Annotated in this window: 16 protein-coding genes; 11 read left to right on the forward strand and 5 right to left on the reverse strand. The window is 44.3% G+C overall.

Going from position 1 to position 19,574, the window contains the following annotated elements; all coding sequences use genetic code 11:
• Positions 1–91: 91 nt before the first annotated feature.
• Positions 92–517: a hypothetical protein gene (locus tag ACRD7P_RS07785; protein WP_430906979.1), complete on the reverse strand. Its 426-nt coding sequence runs from the start codon at positions 515–517 to the stop codon at positions 92–94.
• A gap of 293 nt (positions 518–810) precedes the next feature.
• On the opposite strand from ACRD7P_RS07785, the gene argS reads away from it, so the two are divergent.
• The 5 genes from argS (at position 811) to ACRD7P_RS07810 (ending at position 5,538) form a co-directional block, all read left to right on the forward strand.
• Entirely contained in the window at positions 811–2,595 is a 1,785-nt protein-coding gene (gene argS / locus ACRD7P_RS07790) for an arginine--tRNA ligase (RefSeq protein ID WP_430906980.1), read from the forward strand.
• Positions 2,596–2,643: 48 nt separating this feature from the next.
• A complete protein-coding gene (locus ACRD7P_RS07795; RefSeq protein ID WP_430906981.1) occupies positions 2,644–3,432 on the forward strand; it encodes a zinc-dependent peptidase in 789 nt (262 codons plus the stop codon).
• Between the two features lie 114 nt (positions 3,433–3,546).
• Positions 3,547–3,780, forward strand: coding sequence for a thioredoxin family protein (locus ACRD7P_RS07800; RefSeq protein ID WP_430906982.1), 234 nt, complete (start codon positions 3,547–3,549; stop codon positions 3,778–3,780).
• Positions 3,781–3,850: 70 nt separating this feature from the next.
• Positions 3,851–4,576 carry a hypothetical protein gene (locus tag ACRD7P_RS07805; RefSeq protein ID WP_430906983.1) on the forward strand — a complete coding sequence of 242 codons (726 nt, stop codon included), beginning with the start codon at positions 3,851–3,853 and terminating at the stop codon, positions 4,574–4,576.
• Between the two features lie 356 nt (positions 4,577–4,932).
• Entirely contained in the window at positions 4,933–5,538 is a 606-nt protein-coding gene (locus tag ACRD7P_RS07810; RefSeq protein WP_430906984.1) for a MarR family winged helix-turn-helix transcriptional regulator, read from the forward strand.
• A gap of 1 nt (position 5,539) precedes the next feature.
• Here the strand turns inward: ACRD7P_RS07810 and ACRD7P_RS07815 are convergent, their stop codons facing one another.
• The 3 genes from ACRD7P_RS07815 to ACRD7P_RS07825 all read right to left on the reverse strand — a co-directional run bounded on the left by ACRD7P_RS07815 (position 5,540) and on the right by ACRD7P_RS07825 (position 9,549).
• The gene (locus tag ACRD7P_RS07815; RefSeq protein WP_430906985.1) at positions 5,540–8,065 is read right to left on the reverse strand and encodes a TonB-dependent receptor; all 2,526 of its coding nucleotides are present in this window, start codon (positions 8,063–8,065) and stop codon (positions 5,540–5,542) included.
• Positions 8,046–8,960, reverse strand: a complete 915-nt coding sequence (locus ACRD7P_RS07820; protein ID WP_430906986.1) for a FecR family protein — start codon at positions 8,958–8,960, stop codon at positions 8,046–8,048. Before ACRD7P_RS07820 ends, ACRD7P_RS07815 begins: the two co-directional genes overlap by 20 nt.
• 82 nt (positions 8,961–9,042) lie before the next feature.
• Positions 9,043–9,549, reverse strand: coding sequence for an RNA polymerase sigma factor (locus ACRD7P_RS07825; RefSeq protein ID WP_430906987.1), 507 nt, complete (start codon positions 9,547–9,549; stop codon positions 9,043–9,045).
• 386 nt (positions 9,550–9,935) lie between these two features.
• Here ACRD7P_RS07825 and ACRD7P_RS07830 point away from each other — a divergent pair, with 386 nt between their 5' ends.
• The 4 genes from ACRD7P_RS07830 to ACRD7P_RS07845 all read left to right on the forward strand — a co-directional run bounded on the left by ACRD7P_RS07830 (position 9,936) and on the right by ACRD7P_RS07845 (position 16,441).
• A complete protein-coding gene (locus ACRD7P_RS07830; protein ID WP_430906988.1) occupies positions 9,936–11,306 on the forward strand; it encodes a hypothetical protein in 1,371 nt (456 codons plus the stop codon).
• 617 nt (positions 11,307–11,923) lie between these two features.
• Positions 11,924–13,261 (forward strand): signal recognition particle protein, encoded by a 1,338-nt coding sequence (ffh, locus tag ACRD7P_RS07835; protein WP_430906989.1) that lies wholly within the window; start codon positions 11,924–11,926, stop codon positions 13,259–13,261.
• A gap of 157 nt (positions 13,262–13,418) precedes the next feature.
• Entirely contained in the window at positions 13,419–14,303 is an 885-nt protein-coding gene (locus tag ACRD7P_RS07840; RefSeq protein ID WP_430906990.1) for a bifunctional 5,10-methylenetetrahydrofolate dehydrogenase/5,10-methenyltetrahydrofolate cyclohydrolase, read from the forward strand.
• 83 nt (positions 14,304–14,386) lie between these two features.
• The gene (locus ACRD7P_RS07845; RefSeq protein WP_430906991.1) at positions 14,387–16,441 is read left to right on the forward strand and encodes a M13 family metallopeptidase; all 2,055 of its coding nucleotides are present in this window, start codon (positions 14,387–14,389) and stop codon (positions 16,439–16,441) included.
• A 70-nt stretch (positions 16,442–16,511) separates the two neighbouring features.
• Here ACRD7P_RS07845 and ACRD7P_RS07850 read toward each other — a convergent pair whose 3' ends face one another.
• Entirely contained in the window at positions 16,512–16,667 is a 156-nt protein-coding gene (locus ACRD7P_RS07850; protein ID WP_430906992.1) for a hypothetical protein, read from the reverse strand.
• A gap of 360 nt (positions 16,668–17,027) precedes the next feature.
• On the opposite strand from ACRD7P_RS07850, the gene ACRD7P_RS07855 reads away from it, so the two are divergent.
• Positions 17,028–18,764, forward strand: coding sequence for an alpha/beta hydrolase-fold protein (locus tag ACRD7P_RS07855; RefSeq protein WP_430906993.1), 1,737 nt, complete (start codon positions 17,028–17,030; stop codon positions 18,762–18,764).
• A gap of 224 nt (positions 18,765–18,988) precedes the next feature.
• On the forward strand, positions 18,989–19,447 hold the full coding sequence (locus ACRD7P_RS07860) for a DUF1569 domain-containing protein (protein ID WP_430906994.1): 459 nt from the start codon (positions 18,989–18,991) through the stop codon (positions 19,445–19,447).
• Positions 19,448–19,574 lie beyond the last annotated feature (127 nt).

Below are 19,574 nucleotides of genomic sequence, written 5' to 3' on the forward strand. Positions count from 1 at the left end.
TTTGCAGGCCACCGTATGCGTTTAGGGGCAATGGGTTGAAACTCCCTTTAAATTTCATGCTCCCGTTTGGTAGGGCCACTTTTCCTTAGGCTCATAGATCCTCGATTGCCGTTGGGGTATTGTCCGCTTTTTGGTCCAACATTTTTCTAAAGAACTTTTGTATCGCTTTTGTATCGGCGGTCACTTTTACAAAATAATGGTCGCGGTACACGGAGTAAACGGCTAAATCTCCCTTATAGACCGTCAACTTGTAATAGGGAATGACCAGTGCAAAGGTTTCCAACAACGACCGAAAACGCAATATGATTCCTTTGGGCCGCAATTCGATGGAACAACAGTCCCTGTTGTTGTCCAGAAGCAATAGGTTGCGTATTTCTACACTAGTTTCTGTAATGAATAATTTTGGGGAGCCGATACCGCCCATTTTCCAACGCTCTTTTAGCGGGAAGGGCTTGCCAACGGCATCCGTTATCTTATTGGTGACCTTTTTATCGGAATACGAAACGTTTAATAGCATAATATAAATTTCAGTTTTTCGGACCGCTTTGGTGACGTAAGGGCCTGTTTATCCTTTTTTTAAATAGAAAAAAATCGTTATCGGGCACCTTGTTTCGCCTACCGTTCTTACCAACAGTATTTCCGCATGGAAAAAAACGTAATTTGCCTTAAGGGTTCGCGATACCTTTTTTACTCGCATGCAGCGTTAATTCCGTTTTTATAAAGTTAATGAAAACCACTTTTAATTCCGAGGGCAAGGGCCCGAAAGCCTTAAAAAAATGATTAATTTTGCGGCCTTACAATAGGAACGATATGAGTTTACAGGAGATATTGGGTATTCAGGTGAAGAAGGCGACGAACACCTTGTTCGACGTAGCATTGCCGGAAGTCGAGTTTCAGCCGACCCGAAAGGACTTTGAAGGGGATATTACCGTGGTGGTATTCCCAATGCTTCGCCTCATAAAGGGCAACCCGGTACAGATCGGCGAAAAGATCGGAACATTTTTGATGGAACAGGTCGATGTAGTTTCCGGGTACAACGTGATCAAAGGGTTCTTAAATATTGTGGTTTCGGACGCCTATTATGTAAACTTTTTCAATGCTGTTCGCAATGAAGCGCATTTCGGGCATGCCCAAGAAAAGGAACCGGAGGCGATTATGGTGGAATATTCTTCACCCAATACCAATAAGCCTTTGCACTTGGGACATATCCGAAACAACCTCTTGGGCTATTCGGTGGCAGAAATTTTAAAGGCCGCCGGAAAGAAGGTATACAAGACCCAGATCATTAATGATAGGGGCATCCATATTTGTAAAAGCATGCTGGCCTGGCAACGGTTTGGGAATGGAGAAACCCCGGAAAGTACGGGACTAAAGGGCGATAAGCTGGTCGGGAATTATTATGTTGCCTTCGATAAGGCCTATAAAAAGGAGATTGCTGCCTTGGAAGCGGATGGAATGGATACCAAGTTGGCGGAAAAGGAAGCACCTATTTTAAAGGACGCCCAAGGAATGCTCCGAAAGTGGGAGGCAGGGGACGCCGAGATCGTAGCCCTGTGGAAGAAAATGAACGGTTGGGTGTATGACGGTTTTAACGTCACCTATACCAACATGGGAGTCGATTTTGACAAGCTGTATTACGAAAGTGATACCTATCTTTTGGGCAAGGACGTGGTTGCCGACGGCCTGAAGCAAGGTGTTTTTTACAAGAAGGACGATGGTAGTGTTTGGATCGATCTCAGCGATGAAGGGCTGGACGAAAAAATTGTACTGCGATCGGACGGAACCGCAGTGTATATGACACAGGATATCGGCACTGCCATACAGCGGGTAAAGGACTACCCTGATATCGGCGGTATGGTATATACTGTGGGTAACGAGCAAGATTATCATTTTAAGGTACTTTTCCTGATCCTAAAGAAATTGGGTTTTGGTTGGGCGGAAAAACTCTACCACCTTAGCTATGGGATGGTCGACCTGCCAAGTGGAAAAATGAAGAGTAGGGAAGGTACTGTGGTCGATGCCGATGATCTAATGGTCGATATGGCGCTGACCGCTGCCAACATCTCAGAGGAATTAGGAAAATTAGAGGCCTATTCCGAAGCGGAAAAGCAACAATTGTACAAGATTATCGGTCTTGGTGCCCTCAAATACTATATTTTAAAGGTAGACCCTAAAAAACGTATTCTTTTTAATCCGGAGGAGTCCGTGGATTTTCAGGGCAACACAGGTCCCTTCATACAATATACCTACGCGCGGATCCAGTCTATTTTGCGCAAGGCCAATGCTATGGAGGTTCCCATGACGCCGGCCGAAAGCGATATGGCGTTGCATCCCAAGGAAAAGGAATTGATCAAACAATTGCAGCTGTTTCCGGAGACGGTGCAGTTGGCGGCCGAAAACTACAGCCCGGCCCTAATCGCCAATTACACCTATGATCTGGTAAAGGAATTCAACTCCTTTTACCAACAGGTTTCTATTTTGGGCGAGAGCGACATGCAAAAGAAAATACTACGGGTACAGCTTTCTAAAAAGGTGGCGGAGGTCATCAAATCGGCCTTTGCCTTATTGGGAATACAGGTTCCCGATCGTATGTAATGTTCCGGTAGCAACAATTAATTTCTGTTTTTACAGTTGTAGTTCCATATGCACGTACCAAAGATCTTTGCGATTCTCGCGGGAGTCTACATTGTAGGGCAGTTTCTATACATCGTCTACTATGCCATAGGGTTGGTGCAGTTCAATCCTTTTGTGAAGTTAAAACCGCTCACCACTTTGGAGAAGCAGGTGTTGACCGATAATTTTCCCATTTACAGAAAACTTCCGGAGGTGTTGAAAGCGCGTTGCGAGGAGCGCATAAAATGGTTCAGGAGCCGGAAAAAATTCGTGTTTTATGGCGCGGTATCCCGTCAGGAAGATATCAAACTGATATTGAGCGGCAGCTTGGTGCTCATGACCCTCGGGTTAAAAAATTATAAGATGCGGCGCTCTTTAATGCGGGTTATCGTGTACCCTTCCCAATACTATTCCAGGATCAGTCGCCGGCACCATTTAGGGGAGTACAATCCTTTTTTTAAGACCGTTGTTTTTTCTGCCGAACAGTTGTGGGAAGGCTTTCGGATTCCCAATGACAATATCAATTTGGCCATGCACGAATTTGCCCATGCCCTTAGCTATGAAATGAAGCGCAAAGGTTCGTGGGAAGCTATGAAGTTTCGTGTGGGTTTCAGGGAGATCCATGCCTTGCTGGCAGCACCGTTGTTTCGGGAACAAATGGCGGCCACAGGATACTTTAGGGAGTATGGGATGACCAATACGCAAGAATTTTTTTCGGTGGCCGTAGAAAATTATGTGGAAACCCCACAACAATTTGACCAAGACTTTCCAGAACTGTACGGGATTTTAAAGCGAATGTTAAAATTTGAGTTTCGTTAAAATACCATCTTATAGCGATATGCGAATGGTACGATAAGAAAAATAAATACTGCGGAGTATATTTAGTTAGGAATACTAACTATATTTGGATAATCTTAATTTAATATTCATATTATGAAAAAATCTATTTTTTATCACGCAGGCTGCCCTGTTTGTGTAAGTGCGGAAAAGGAAATAATTGAGTTGATTGGTAAGGACAACTTAGAAATCGTTGATATCGGGACCGTAACCACCCGTATTTTAGAAGCGGAGAAGGCCGGGGTAAATTCGGTTCCAGCCTTATTGACTCCTTCGGGACAAGTACTTCATTTAAATTTTGGCGCCTCCTTATCGGCCTTGAAAGCATAATTCTATAATCTATAAAGTTAGGATTCCTAATTAAAAATAGGTGAATCCTAACTTTTCAACTCCAGACAAAATGAAAATAAATCCAATAGTAACTTCCATTATAATGGTTTTGGGTGCATTGACCAGTTCGCGCGCCCAAAAAAATGAATATAACAACGCAGATTTTTCCATTAGAAAAGCAACCGTAACACATCACAAGGCCATCGGGGTGACCGTTTGGCAAATCGATGTCGGTGGTATTGCCGGAAACACCACGCCCGAGCCGATAGGCCAGCTTGATGGGGCAACGGTTTTAGGGTATGTATTTCCCACTACGCTAAACCCCGCGGATGTCGGTTTTGGCAATGTTAAGGGGATGGTTGCTCTTGCACTTACTTCGCATCCGGATTTCGACGATACTCCATTATGGGACGAGAACAATGATCGAGCTTTTGATAATGACGGTGTGGTATGGCATCCCCACTGGGTCATACTCGTAGAAGATAAAAGGGTCTCCGGGGGCTTGAGGGTAAAACAGTTCACAGAGGGGGATACCGCGGTCGTGCTCCCTCCTACCAATCCTGGAATGCCTATGTATATGGATTCACCTGGTTTTCCGGTAACAACTGACAAGGAAACCATTCGGGTTGTGGTGCCCGATTATCGAATCAATAACCAAACGAATTTTAAGTATGATGGCGTTACGGCCCTTCTAAAAGTAAACGGAAGCAAGGACGATTTGCCGTTATTGGGCGTTTATGAAGTATTCTCCGTGGCAAGTAAAGATTTGTCCTTACCGTATTCGGTAACAAAATAAAACAAAAAGTTTGGGTACGAAGAAGTATCCGACCTGACCTTTTGTTGTCGATGGGCATACTTTATTTGACACGCTTTTGGAAAGCGTAAGCCAATAGCATAGCAAAAAAAGCCATGCCCCATGAAGATGGGGCATTTTTGTGCTTCCAAAATTGAAATCGCGAGTGCTACACTGCGCCGAGTTTAACATTTTCGATCCAGCTTTGGGGCATTCCGTTCTGTTGTATAAAAGGGGTTTTCGGGTGCCGGGAAAACAATTACAAACCTAGCGCAGCGCAATTCTTGATATTGAAAGTTTATATAGTCTGACAGGATAACTAACTTTGTCTATCGACACCGATAGCGATACACCAAGTTATGAGCGAATCCCTCTTTGATCCGGCAGCACAGAACGGTAACCTACCCAATAAAATAGTGGCCGGATTGGAAAAGGTTTCCGAGGCCTTTAAGGTATTGTTGTGGGATAAAGGAAAAGAATTAGGGCTGAGCCCTATTCAAATACAATTATTGCTTTTTGTTGCCTATCATGGACCCGAATTTTGTACGGTCAGTAATTTGGCGAAGGAATTCAATGTGACCAAACCTACGATTAGTGACGTGGTGCGGGTTCTGTTGAAAAAACAGTTGATCCAAAAAGATTATTCCAATTCGGACAGTCGTAGCTACGTAATTTTTTTAACGGATTCCGGGGAACAGATGGTTGAAATGACCAAGGATTTTGCCAATCCCATAAAAAAGCAGTTGAGTAGGGACGCGAAAGTGCTACAACCGCTTTTCCATGTTTTGAGCCGCTTGATGTACGGATTAAGTAAGGATGGGGTGCTAGGGGAACTGCGTATTTGTTATGGTTGTCGTTTTTATGTAGAAAAAAAAGGTTCGAGCTACTGTAATCTTTTGGAGCGAACACTTCGAACAAATGACATTCGAATCGATTGTAAGGAATACGAAAGCCAGGATCAATAGTTTAAAAACGAACTCTAAAACTGAGATTGGGGGTCAACCCTAGGGCCACATTTTCCACTTTTTCGATTTCCCCTTCCGTATCGATCCTATAAAATCTGTTGAAAATGTTTTTCCTATCGGTGATGTTAAGCACTGACGCACCTACGGTAGCGGCAATTTCAGGAGTCAGTTCAAAAGCGTACATGGCCGAAAAGTCCGCTCGCAGATACTCGGGGAGTCTACTGCTATTGGCCTCGGCATAATTGATACGGTTTGGAAAAAAGCTGGTATCCAGCGGATCCGTAGCGGCCGGTTCGGTAAACGGTTTTCCGGTCCGGTAGTTGAGTCCCAACGCCATTTTTAAAGGACCTAAGGTATAGGTGCCGGCAAGGGTCGCCACATGGCGGACATCTAGGTTATGCGGAAATTCGGAAGGCATCAGTTCCGGAAAAAAATAAGTGTTCAAATTATAGCTATAACTGCCCCAAACGCTATAATTCTCCGTTTTTCTGTTGATCAACAGCTCTACTCCGCGTATGGTATACTGTCCGATTTCCCCATTGAACTGGTTTTGGTTCTGAAAGCCCTGGGTTGCGGTGCTAACGCCTTTGACCTCCTTAAAAAAGCCCTCTATTCCCGCATAGAATTCCTTTGTATCAAAATTAAGTCCTAAAGAGGCCTGTTTGCTGGTGGTAACGGGAAGTGTTTCGCCATCCGAAATGATCCATCGTCGTTTTTCGACCCCTAAAAAGTTCTGTTCCAAGTCGATGATCTGATTGGTTACCTGGCTCTTGAATTCCCCAAGGCCGACTACCTTCCAGTTTGGGGCAAAGGTATAGTTGAGGTTCAACCGTGGCTCCGGTATAAATTCTTCAAAGCTATCGGGGTTTTGATAATAGTTCAACCGCAGACCGGCGTTGGCAAAAAGCTTTTTGTCTTCCGAGGTATAGGAGAATTCCGAAAAAACCGCATGAGCGCGCATAATTCGTTTTACGTTGCTATCAAAGGGCGGTTGGGTGACCAAGGCCTGGTTGGCAATGCCGGTTTCGGTAAATTGATACCCATTTCTTAAGGTCGCGACGGTTCCTACCTGCAGTTCGGTAATTAGTTTTGCCCCGGTTTCCTCAACCTTGTTCACCTGTACCAACCGTTGTTGGGGATCGGGATAGCTATTGTTGGCGCCCAACTCGTAATCGGTGCGATATACGTTAAGGTCCGTAGAAAAACGGTCGCTCCAGGTGCTCGTAAAATGGCCTCCGAAGGAGGTGTTGGTTTGGTCCAGTTCGCTCTCGGTACTTTCCGCCGAGCCCGTCGTCAGTCGCGAATAGGCAAGCCTGTTGTTGATATTGATGACACTGGCCCGTAGCTGGTGCTTTGTTCCGATGTCATATAAAAATTTACTGCTGAAATCATAGAAATAAAAGTCGGCCTCTTGTTCTACCACTTGGCTGTCCTGAAAAGCGCGACTTGAAAATTCACTGTAGGTCGGGGTATTGAAAAAATCGGTCAACGACCTTCGAGCGGAAAATTGAAACGCCATATCGTCATTGATAGGAAGTTGTCCGTATACATCCCCATTGATCATGTTGAAGCCCGCTCCACCAAAAAAAGCGTTTTCCAGTTTGTTTTTGGTACGCATGTCGATGATGCCGCTTACACCATCACCATAGACCGCACTGGAACCGTTCTTTATTAAAGTTACCTTATCGGTCAAATAGGGATTGAATGCCGAGATCAATCCGAAAAAATGACCGGATTGGTACATTTTTATGCCATCCCATAGCAATAGGTTTTGGTCATTGCTACCGCCACGTATATTAATGTCCGAAACGGTTTCATCAATGCTCTTTACCCCTGGTAACGCCTGTATGGTCTGTAGGATGTCGGGTTCCATGGCACCGGGGAGTATTCCAAATTCGTTCGTGTTCAGCAGTATGCTCGCATCGGCCTGTTGTACCAATCCCGCGGTAAGGAATTCGTACACGACCACCTCTTCCAGCTGGTTGTAGAACGGGGTCAACAAAAGCGTTTGGCATGGGGCGTTCGAAACCAGCTTTTCAGCAGCTACGAACAGCGTTTTGAAACCAAAAAATTTTATTTGCAATATCGACTTTCTGGAAATTCCCGAAATTGAAAAACGGCCCTCACTGTCCGTAACCAACGATTTGCTTCTAGGGAGTACCTCCACAGTTGCACCCGGCACGGTATTTTCTTTAAAATTGTCGAGCACTTGGCCGCAGATAGCTATAAGTTCGCTTTTGGTAAGGGTATAATACCGATCGTTGAGTTTTTCGATACGGAGCTGTGTCTGTTGCGTGATTGCGGAGAGTGCCGTTTCCAGGTCGGTAAATTCGGGAACGGTAATGTTGAGGTCTTGAATATCGGCATCGACATAGGATAATTTAATATCGAACCGTTGTTCCAATTCTTGAAGGAACGAAAAAAGTGCGGTGACGTCTCCCGCTTCTTGCGCCCTACCATAGGAAAAGACGAGAAGTAACAATACGTACAGGAAAACCTTAGGAAGCCTAGGGGGTGTTTTGGGCATAAAACAGCACTTTGTTCCCCTCAAATTTAAACTTTATTTGGGAAGGAATACTAATGCTCTTTAAAGCCAATTCGGTATTATCGTTGCTAAAGGTGCCCGTATATACTTTATCGAGGTCGATCGCTTTGGTAACGACTTCAACATTGTGTTGTCTTTCAAATTCATCCAGCACAAAACGCAGGGGAACACTCTGAAAAGTACTTTCTTTATCGATCCAGGAAGGTTTTCCATTTTTGGTCACGCTAGCTGCCGAAACGGCACCTCTAATAATGGTAAGGGTCTTTCCAGCGGGCAATCGGGTTTCCTCGCCGGCTATGGAAACACTTACGAGGCCTTCGTAACAGCTTACCTTAAAATAACCCTCTCTTTGTACTACATTAAATTGGGTTCCCAGTACGGTAACCGTTCCTGCATCGGTGGCTACGGTAAACTTTTTTCCTTTCGCTACCTTAAAAAAGGCCTCTCCGGATAGAGTGAGGTTGCGTTCGGTATCCCACTGGTCTTCGTCGTAGGATAATTGGGAACCTGCATTTAAAATCACGTTGGAGTTGTCGGGTAAGGTAATTGTTTTATTTTCCGCAAATTGTGTTGCAATATGGGTATTCAAGGAATTCAAATACACAAAGGCACCGCTGATCAGCAGTACAATGGCCGCCGCAACCTTCAAGAACCGGGTGTAGGGTCGTAAGGAGAATACTTTGGTCTCCGCAACGGGCGCCGTACGTTGCCTTATGGCGGCAAAGGCTTGGTCCGTATCAAAATCCGGGGCCGAAAGTCGATCGGAAACCGCTTTTATTTTTTCGTAAGTGGCATAGCCTTCAGAAGCTTTGAATTCCTTTAACTCGGCTTCTGTAAGCTCTTGGTCGATCCACTTTGATAAATGATTCTCTTGCATGATTACTGCCTTTATGCTAAACTTATAACAGTTGGTGTTGTAAAAACCCTACTTGTTTGATTTTGAAGGTACTTCATACTATCTAAATACCGTCAATTTTTGCGCGCAAGGCTTTTAACGCCAAATGCATCCGTTTTTCAATGGCTTTTACGGTCACTCCTTCCATCTCGGCAATTTCGGCATACTTTTTTCGATCGATCCGGTTCAATAAAAAAGTGGTACGCTGGTTTTTCGGTAAACTTTGCAGTGCGCGTTCAAGCTTTTCTTTAAACTCCTTCTCCTCTAATAAAAATTCTGGGGATTCCTGAGTAGTTTTCAACGTTTTATCGGCATACTTCAATCGAACCTTTTCTGCTTTGATGACGTTCAGATACAAATTATTGGCTACGGTGTACACAAACGATTTGGCTTTGGCCGGACTCACTTTCGCACAGTTCTCCCAAAGTTTTACAAATGCTTCCTGTACGGCATCATGGGCCTTTTCTTCATTACCGAATTTATAATAAATATAGTTGAAAACCGTTTTTGAATGAAGGTTGAAGATGTTCGCGAACGTATCATCCTCACATACGGTGTCCTGGTTTTTCATTTTCTGTTGAAAATTAGGTTCGCTTTTTTTCGGTAAAAAACTTTTTTTGAAAGGCTTTTTTGGTAATTTCAAACCAATCGTAAAAAGCCGTTGCGTCGATGATGACGTCTTTTTAGTAACGCTGTTTTGACCAAAGATATTTTAAAAAAGGTTAAGAATTCAAGTAGGGTGTTTTTTTGATCGATTGTTTTACCATTGAACTTGTATATACTTTTTGTTTGGAACCGAGAAAATTGGCTTTTGTGCCGTTATGAAGTTATTTTTAAAAAGCATAGCAGGGCTACGGTTGCTAAAAATTGCAAAATAAGGGTGCAAAATGTGATTTTCGCAGGTAAAAGAAAAAGTGTAAACCAGTTCATTACAATAACATTAAATTCCAAATCATTATGAAAACGTTTTTTAAACCTGTGGCGCGACTTTGCCTACTTTTCGTAGCCCTTACTTTTGTCGGATGTCAGAGCGATACGGTCGATGAGCCCGTGATGAACGATGAAAATACACTGATGGCTTCTTCGGCCACCGCAAAACTGATAGAACGCACCGTTTCCAATGACGGTTCTTTTGATAATATCGTTGACGGTTCCAGTTGTTTCGATATTCAATTTCCTTACACCGTAACCGTTAGTGGTATTGACATAACCATTAATTCGGAATCGGACCTGAGTTTGATCGAAAAGCTGTTCGATGCCGTGGACGACGATACCGATTTGTTAGAAATTCTTTTTCCGATTACCGTGGTATTGGCCGATTATTCGGAGGTAACCATTGACGGTGTTTCGGATTTGAGGGAACTTGCTTCCCAATGTGTGGAAGGCGGCGATGATGCCGATATCGAATGTATCGATTTTGTATATCCCATTACCTTGTTCACTTTTGATACCCGCTCGCAGCAAACGGGGAGTATCGCGGTTTCCAGCGATAAGGAACTGCGACGTTTCTTTGCCGGTTTGGGGCCCAATGATTTGATCGGTGTCGATTTTCCAATAACTTTTGAACTGCATGATGGTAGCAAACTTACCGTAGACGATTATGTAGCCCTTGCCGATGCCATCGAAAATGTAAAGAACAGTTGTGATGAGGATGACGATTCGGACTATAACGATGATGATTTTACGGAAGAGCGTTTGGACGCCCTATTGGTGGAATGCCCATGGGTGCTTCAAAGTATTTTAAGGGAAAACCAAGATTGGATTTCCGATTTTAGGGAAAACGTGCTGACCTTCAATGAAGACGGTACCACAACGATCGAACATGGAGGTGCAATTTTTTCAGGAAGCTGGGAAACAATGATAACCGATTGGAGAGTAGCCCTAAAATTAGAATTTGAAGGCATGACCGATCTCAACCTGGAATGGTTCGTATACGAGATCGATGAGGGCAAGATCAAGCTTTTTACCGATGACGCCAATAAAGTGGTTTTGGAGAAGAACTGTGAATATACCAAACCCTGTGATGATGAGTCCATCACTGCCAATCTATCCGAATGTATATGGATAGTGGCCAATGGTGGGGATAGCTTTTTATCGGAATTGACCATCGATTTTTCAAATTTTAATATCCATGTGTATAATCCAAACGATGTTGCGGTGGACGAGGGCAATTGGTCGCTGGAAGAAGGTGTCCTCAGCTTCAATGATTTAAGTATGGAACTGGCCAATTACATTGGCGAATGGCGCATTACTTCTTGTACCGACGATCGTTTGGAAATCAAGAGAGGTGAAGAACTTTTGGTTTTGGAACGCGACTGCGATAACTAGTATTTACACCAGAAATGGTATAACGAGAACACCCCACAAGTATAGTGCCCCTTATTTTAGGGAACGCCCGTCCACAAAGGACGGGCGTTTTTTTTGGTACTTGTGCGGGGCCACAAAATCGCTTTACCGGTTTCTATACCATTTCTACCTTGAAATTACCCATTTAAATTGCCCTTTTCCGCTTATACTTCAAAATAAAAAACAACCGTAGCTACTGTTATGTTTATACCATATTAACTTTGAAATAGCACTAATAAATCGTTTCTTTTTCCGGTATTCTTCGTTAAAAAAAATAACCGTAGCTACAGCTATGCTTAGGTTTTTCGCCTTGAATGCCGGAAAAATAATCCAATTTCTATACGTACCATTTCAAAGTTAATATGGTATTAATTTTTCTTTTTCGTCCAAGCAAAAAATGACTGCTTTTTATTTGGATAATTTCAAAGCAAAAATGCTAGTAAACAATGAGGTACGCAAAAGAACAATTTTAAGGGATATGTTAACATTAAAAATTGGTATGAACCCCGCTGCGTCGCTAGCGCACAATTTTCGTTCAGTTTCCCCATCTTTACCATGGTTATTATTAAATTTGCTTTTCTTCAAAATTTAGAGATACGATGTTCGATAATTTAAGTGAAAAACTCGATAAGGCATTACATGTACTGAAAGGCCATGGCCAAATAACGGAGATCAATGTAGCGGAAACCACCAAAGAAGTACGCCGTGCGCTACTTGATGCCGATGTCAATTTTAAAATAGCCAAAGAGTTTACCAATCGGGTAAAGGAAAAGGCCCTTGGGCAGAATGTACTGACCACGTTGCAGCCCGGACAGTTAATGGTGAAGATCGTAAAGGACGAACTCACCGAACTGATGGGCGGGGAGACGGAAGGCATCAACCTTTCGGGCAATCCCTCGATTATTTTGATGTCCGGTCTACAGGGGTCGGGTAAAACCACGTTCTCGGGGAAACTTGCCAATTTTCTAAAGACAAAAAAAACAAAGAATCCATTATTGGTGGCTTGTGATGTGTATCGTCCTGCTGCGATCGATCAGCTACATGTGGTAGGCGACCAGATCGGCGTACCGGTATATTCCGATAGGGAAAATAAAAATCCCGTTGCCATAGCGCAGGCCGGTATCGCCCATGCCAAAACCAACGGGCATAACGTGGTGATCATCGATACCGCGGGTCGGTTGGCGGTGGATGAGAAGATGATGGAGGAGATATCGGATATCCACAAGGCCATTCAACCACAGGAAACGCTCTTTGTGGTCGATTCCATGACCGGTCAGGATGCCGTAAATACGGCCAAGGCCTTTAACGATATCTTGAATTTTGATGGGGTCATCCTTACCAAACTGGATGGTGATACCCGTGGTGGTGCCGCAATCTCCATTAAATCGGTGGTGGACAAACCGATAAAGTTTATCGGTACCGGTGAAAAAATGGAGGCCATCGATGTTTTTTACCCTTCCCGAATGGCAGATCGTATTTTGGGCATGGGTGACGTTATTTCCTTGGTAGAGCGTGCGCAGGAGCAGTTCGATGAGGAGGAAGCGCGAAAGATCCAAAAGAAAATTGCCAAGAACAAATTCGGATTCGACGATTTTCTCAGCCAAATACAACAGATCAAAAAAATGGGGAACATTAAGGACCTCATGGGAATGATACCCGGTGCTGGAAAAGCCTTGAAAGGGCTTGATATCGACGATGATGCCTTTAAACATATTGAAGCCATTATCCATTCGATGACGCCCGAGGAACGTTCTACCCCGGCCATGCTCAATGCCAGCCGTAAAAAAAGAATAGCCAAAGGAAGCGGGCGTACCATTCAAGAAGTAAACCAACTGTTGAAACAGTTCGACCAAATGGGGAAAATGATGAAAATGATGCAAGGTGGCGGCGGTAAAAAAATGATGCAGATGATGGGAGGAATGAAAGGCATGCGATAGATGGATTGCACTGCGTGCATAGTCCGTAAAGCATAACAACTATATAAGGAATAGGGGAGGAAACAGGTTCACATAGCCTTTAAAAAAGGCAAGAAGGACTAGCGATGCCCTTCACTATAAACGACGACAAACCGCGATTGCTAATTAAATACTGAAAATGGAATTATTAGACGGGAAAAAGATTTCCAACCAAATAAAAGAGGAGATTACCGAAACGGTGGCGAAAATGAAGGAACACGGTGAAAAAGTGCCGCACTTGGCCGCCATTATTGTGGGCAACGACGGCGCCAGTCTTACCTATGTGGGCAGTAAGGTACGGTCTTGCGAGCGTATCGGTTTCGAGTCTACCTTGGTACAAATGCCCAGCACCACTTCGGAATTGGAGTTGTTGAAAAAAATCGATGAACTGAACAAAAACGAGGCGGTAGACGGTTTTATCGTGCAACTACCGTTACCGGAACAGATCGATACCCAAAAGGTGATCATGGCCATTGATCCCGATAAGGACGTGGACGGTTTTCACCCGACCAATTTTGGTAAAATGGCCTTGGATATGAGCACTTTTATTCCGGCCACGCCTTTTGGTATTTTAGAGCTCTTGGAGCGCTATAAAGTGGATACCAAAGGAAAACATACGGTAGTTATCGGGCGCAGCCACATCGTCGGTCGGCCAATGAGTATTTTAATGGGCCGCAGGGGATGGCCGGGAAACTCTACCGTAACCTTGACCCACAGCCATACCAAGAATATTACACAGATCATTTCCCAGGCCGATATCGTAATTTCCGCACTTGGGGTCCCCAATTTCTTAAAAGCGGAAATGGTGAAGGATGACGCAGTGGTCATCGATGTGGGGATTACCCGTGTACCCGACGAAAGCCGACCAAAAGGGTATTATATCACCGGTGATGTCGATTTTGAAAATGTGAGCAAAAAGGCCTCTTATATTACACCGGTGCCCGGCGGTGTGGGCCCAATGACCATTGCCATGTTGCTCAAAAACACCTTATTGGCACGGGAACGCCACAGGGCCAAAAGTTAATATCCCGATTATCTTCCTGTTAAGTGTAACAAAGAATGCCGTTTTGCATCTAATCGGACGAGAGAACGTTTAAACAAAAGAAAATGAAAAAATCGACTTCGATCGGGCTGTTGTGCCCGATACTATTATTCTGTTTTAATAGTCAACTGGGCTTGGCACAGGAAGATGCCTCGGTATCCATGGAGAAACCCGTGCAATCGGGAATCATCAAGGATAATATGGATCCCTCGGTAAAACCGGGAGATAATTTTACGGCCTACGTGAACGGTAGTTGGATGAAAACTACCGAAATTCCGAATGATAAATCCTCCTACGGAATCGGTACCATACTTCATGAAGAGTCGGAGGATAAGGTAAAGGCCATTATTGAAGAGGCCGCTTCCGGAAATTTTGCGGTCGGTAGCGATGAGCAAAAGGTAGGGGACCTTTACGCATCCTACATGGATATGGAAAAGCGAAATGCCATTGGCACCGTACCCTTGAAATCCGAATTTGAAAAAATAGACGCTATTTCTAATTACGACGAGCTTGCCGTGTATTTTGGTTATGCCAATCGAAAGAATACCAAAGTGCCGCTCGGACTGTTCGTATACCAGGACTTCAAAAACCCGGACGTATATACGGTCTATACCTGGCAGAGCGGATTGGGACTACCGGACAGGGAATATTATATAAAAACGGACGAACGTTCGGAAGAAATAAAAGGTAAATATGTGGAGCATGTTGCCAAAATGTTCGACTTGGCCGGGCTGCCCAATGGGGCCGAAGCGGCCAAAACTGTAATGGCTTTGGAAACCACATTGGCCAAAGAGCACTTGGAAAAGGAAAAAACAAGGGATTTGGTCAGCCTTTACAATATGTTGGAAGTAAGTACCCTGCCCGAAGTGATGCCCGATTTTAACTGGACCGGATTTTTAAAGGAAATAGGCCTGGAAAAGCAAGAAAAGTTGGGAGTGCTCATGATGGACTATACCAAAGCGCTGAACGGTATTATTACGTCCACCGATCTTGACAAATGGAAAGCGTATTTGAAGTGGAGTGTAATCGACGCGAACGCTTCCCGATTGAATACGGCCTTGGACGAGCAGAACTTTGCCTTCTACAGTAAGGAACTTCGGGGAACCAAGGAGCAACGCCCTTTATGGCGTAGGGGAGTTTCCGCGGTAAGCGGTAGTTTAGGAGAGGTCGTCGGTAAGGTGTATGTTAAAAAACATTTTCCGCCAGAAGCAAAAAAACGTATGGAAACCTTGGTCGATAATTTACTGAAGGCCTATGAGGTAAGTATCAAAGAATTGGATTGGATGAGCGATGCCACCAAAAAAGAGGCATTGGACAAGTTGAGCAAGTTTACCCCAAAAATTGGATATCCCGACAAATGGAAATCCTATGATATTGATATAATGGCCGATGACCTATACGGTAATATGCAACGGGTAACGGAAATGGAATATCTCCGCGAGCTGAACAAATTGGGGAAACCGATCGATAAGGAGGAGTGGCGGATGAATCCGCAAACGGTAAATGCCTATTACAATCCTACCATGAACGAGATTGTTTTTCCAGCGGCCATTTTGCAACCTCCGTTCTTTGACCTTGAGGCCGAAGATGCAGTGAACTATGGTACCATAGGTGCCGTAATCGGTCATGAGATCGGTCACGGTTTCGATGATACGGGAAGTACTTTTGACGGCGATGGCGCCATGCGCAACTGGTGGACGGAAAGTGATAAGGAAGAATTCAAAAAACGCACGGGCAATCTGATCGCCCAGTACAATGAATTTGAAGTACTACCCGATTTAAATGTCAATGGGGAGTTTACCTTGGGGGAAAATATTGGTGATTTGGGCGGTTTGAGCATCGCCTTAAAGGCATACGAAATTTCATTGGACGGTAAGGAAGGTCCGGAATTGGACGGATTTACCGCCAAGCAACGGGTTTTTATCGGATGGGCACAAGGCTGGTGCGGAAAGTCACGCGAAGAAGCACTTCGGGTACAGGTGAGTTCCGATCCGCATTCCCCAAGGGATTTTAGGGTGAACGGCGTAGTGCGGAACATTCCAGAGTTTTACGAAGCCTTTGACGTTAAGGAAGGCGATGCCCTATACCTTGCTCCTGAAGAACGGGTGAAAATCTGGTAAACCTTATCATGTTCAATACTATACGGCCCATCCTTTGGATGGGCCTTTTTGGTAATATAGGTCGACGTCCTTATCGATTTACGGGAAAGGCGTAGGCAACGGTTCCGGTTACCGTGCTGTCGGATGGCGCTATAATTTCAAGATCGGTATCTTTTTCATCGTTGATACAACTCGCCATTAAAACAATAGCTCCCGCAAGTACGGTAATGTAACAAAGTTTTTTCATGACTAACATTTATGGGTATAAATAATCATATAGGGTACTATAACGCGAAATTGGGCGATTTTCTTATATCCGCCCCATGTAGTATTGCGGTGAGGGGTTACCACGGTTTGATTCTTTTGCCAAAAACGGTATCTTTTACCATTTCAAAGTTAAAATGGTAATACCCTCGAATGCGTCTTGGGTTTTTGTTTGGAACCGAGAAGGAAAGCTTTTGTGTTATGATAAAGCCATTTTTCGACTGTATAGCTCCCTAGGGTTCGGGACTACGGAAGCTAAAAATGTCGAAATTATGGAGCAAAATGCGACGCCTCGGAGTAGGTAGAAGAAAAACGCAAGACGAGTTCCTTAAAATAGCTACCTATGAAAACGATTTTAATAGCTGTCTTATTCGGTTTTTGCGGCTTGGTCTCCGCACAATCAAAAAAAGAGGAAGCCCCGTCTTTTTCTATTGATGTGGCCATCGCACCTGAAATAGGGCAACCGCCCTATGATGGACGTTTACTTTTAATGCTATCTTCAAACGACGCCAAAGAACCTCGTTTTCAGATCAACGATGGCCTTGACACCCAATTGATCTTTGGAATCAACGTAAACGGTATGAATGCTCATCAAGTACAAACGTTCGACGCATCGGTTTTTGGATATCCCTATGCCAGTTTGGCTTCGGTGCCACCAGGGGACTACCAGGTACAGGCCTTATTGCACGTATATGAAACCTTTGATCTGGCAACAGGGCAAACGGTAAAACTTCCCATGGATAATGGGGAAGGGCAGCAATGGAACAAATCACCGGGGAATCTCTACAGCAAACCGTTTCAGATTACGATAACAAAAAGTGGAATAACCGCAACAACGGTGGTCATGGACCGGATTGTTCCTCCGATAAAAGAGGCCGCGGATACGGAATGGATCAAGCATATTAAAATAAAGTCGGAAAAGCTATCCGCTTTTTGGGGCAGGGATATGTATTTGGGGGCACATGTATTGTTACCAAAGGGTTTTAAAGAACATCCTGAGGCAACCTATCCCTTAATGGTCTTTCACGGGCATTTCCCGACCGATTTTGATGGGTTTCGAACCACACCGCCCGATACGGACACCGAACCGGAATATTCCGATCGGTTTCGGTTAGAGGGCTATAATATCGTACAACAACAGGAAGCCTATGATTTTTACAAACGTTGGAACGAACCCGATTTCCCCCGTTTTCTTATCATTGAAATCCAGCACCCGACCCCGTATTACGATGACTCCTATGCCGTGAATTCGGCAAGTCAAGGCCCTTATGGAGACGCCATAACCTATGAGCTGATTCCCCATATCGAAAAGGAATTTCGTGGTATCGGGGAGGGCTGGGCGCGTTTCCTCTACGGGGGGTCTACCGGTGGTTGGGAAGCTTTGGCCGTACAGGTAAAATACCCGGACGATTATAACGGGTGCTTTGCCGCCTGCCCGGATCCCATCGATTTTAGGGCCTACTGTCTCACCAATATTTATGAGGATTCCAATGCATACTATTACGCTAGCGACCATAAATCCTTGGAAGTGCCGAGCCACAGGAATTATTTGGGCCAAATTCAGTCTACATTACGTCAGGGCAACCATTTGGAGCTCGTTTTGGGCGATAAGAGCCGGTCGGGACAACAGTGGGATATTTGGGAAGCTACCTATTCCCCACAAGGGGCGGACGGCTATCCCAAACGCATTTGGGATAAAAGGAGCGGTGAGATCGATCATCAAGTAGCCGATTATTGGAAGGAGAACTATGACCTGCGCTATGTTCTGGAGCGGGATTGGGAGCAACTGGGAGAAAAACTAAAAGGGAAGATCCATATTTATTGTGGTGATATGGACAACTATTACCTGAACAATGCGGTGTATTTGATGGAAGATTTTTTAGAACGTACCACCAATCCGTATTATGACGGGGAGGTATTGTATGGCGATAGGGCCGAACATTGTTGGAACGGCGACCCGGAGCTGCCCAACGCCATAAGCCGTTTACGGTATAACAGTATGTATGTGCCGAAAATAATGGAACGTATCGCAAAAAGTGCCCCTAAAGGTGCCGACCTCAGCAGTTGGCGTTATCGTTAATAGCGTTTGGTGAGAAGTAGTGTTCTTTCTAATGTTGGGGTATTCTTGTTGTTGACAAAGGGAATCTAGAAGATACTTTTGTTCGGACACACCCGATACCCAGTCATTTTTGTAAGCAAGTTTTGAATGTAACATTTTTTCGTTTGTGATGTCCAATAGGTTGAAGAACAGTGGTTCATGGTGTTGAATTTTTAACTAGCTTAGTAACATATAAAACAATTATAATGAACTGGACCAACCTTTTTGAAGCGCAAGGAGCGCAACAAACAATCGAACGTATCAATACCTTATCGCCCGAAACAGAGAGGATATGGGGCAAAATGAACGTTGCCCAAATGTTGGCGCATTTAAATGTCACCTATGAACTGGTGTATGATAACAAACATCCGAAACCGGGCGGTTTCGAAAAATTCATGATCAAGCTTTTCGCCAAAAAGGTGGTGGTAGGTCCAAAACCGTACAAACGGAATACCCGCACCGCGCCGATGTTCTTGATAACCGGTGAACGGGATTTTGAAGCGGAAAAAAAACGGTTGATAGCCTATATCGAAAAAACCCGGGAATTGGGAGCGGACCATTTTGACGGTAAGGAGTCACATGCGTTTGGGAATTTAAGTAAAACGGAATGGAATACGCTTTTTTCAAAACATTTGGACCATCATTTGAAACAGTTCGGAGTGTAGCAAAATTTTTACCTGTCCTTCCCGTATACAAAAAGAGTAAAAGGTTTTACATGGGATACCTGTACTTTCTGTAAATGGGATGAACAACGGCCCTCGTTTTCCTATAAAGATAAAAGGGCTGTGCGTT

Origin of the sequence: Maribacter sp. 2-571, assembly GCF_050589625.1 — a bacterium.
Lineage (GTDB): Bacteria > Bacteroidota > Bacteroidia > Flavobacteriales > Flavobacteriaceae > Pelagihabitans.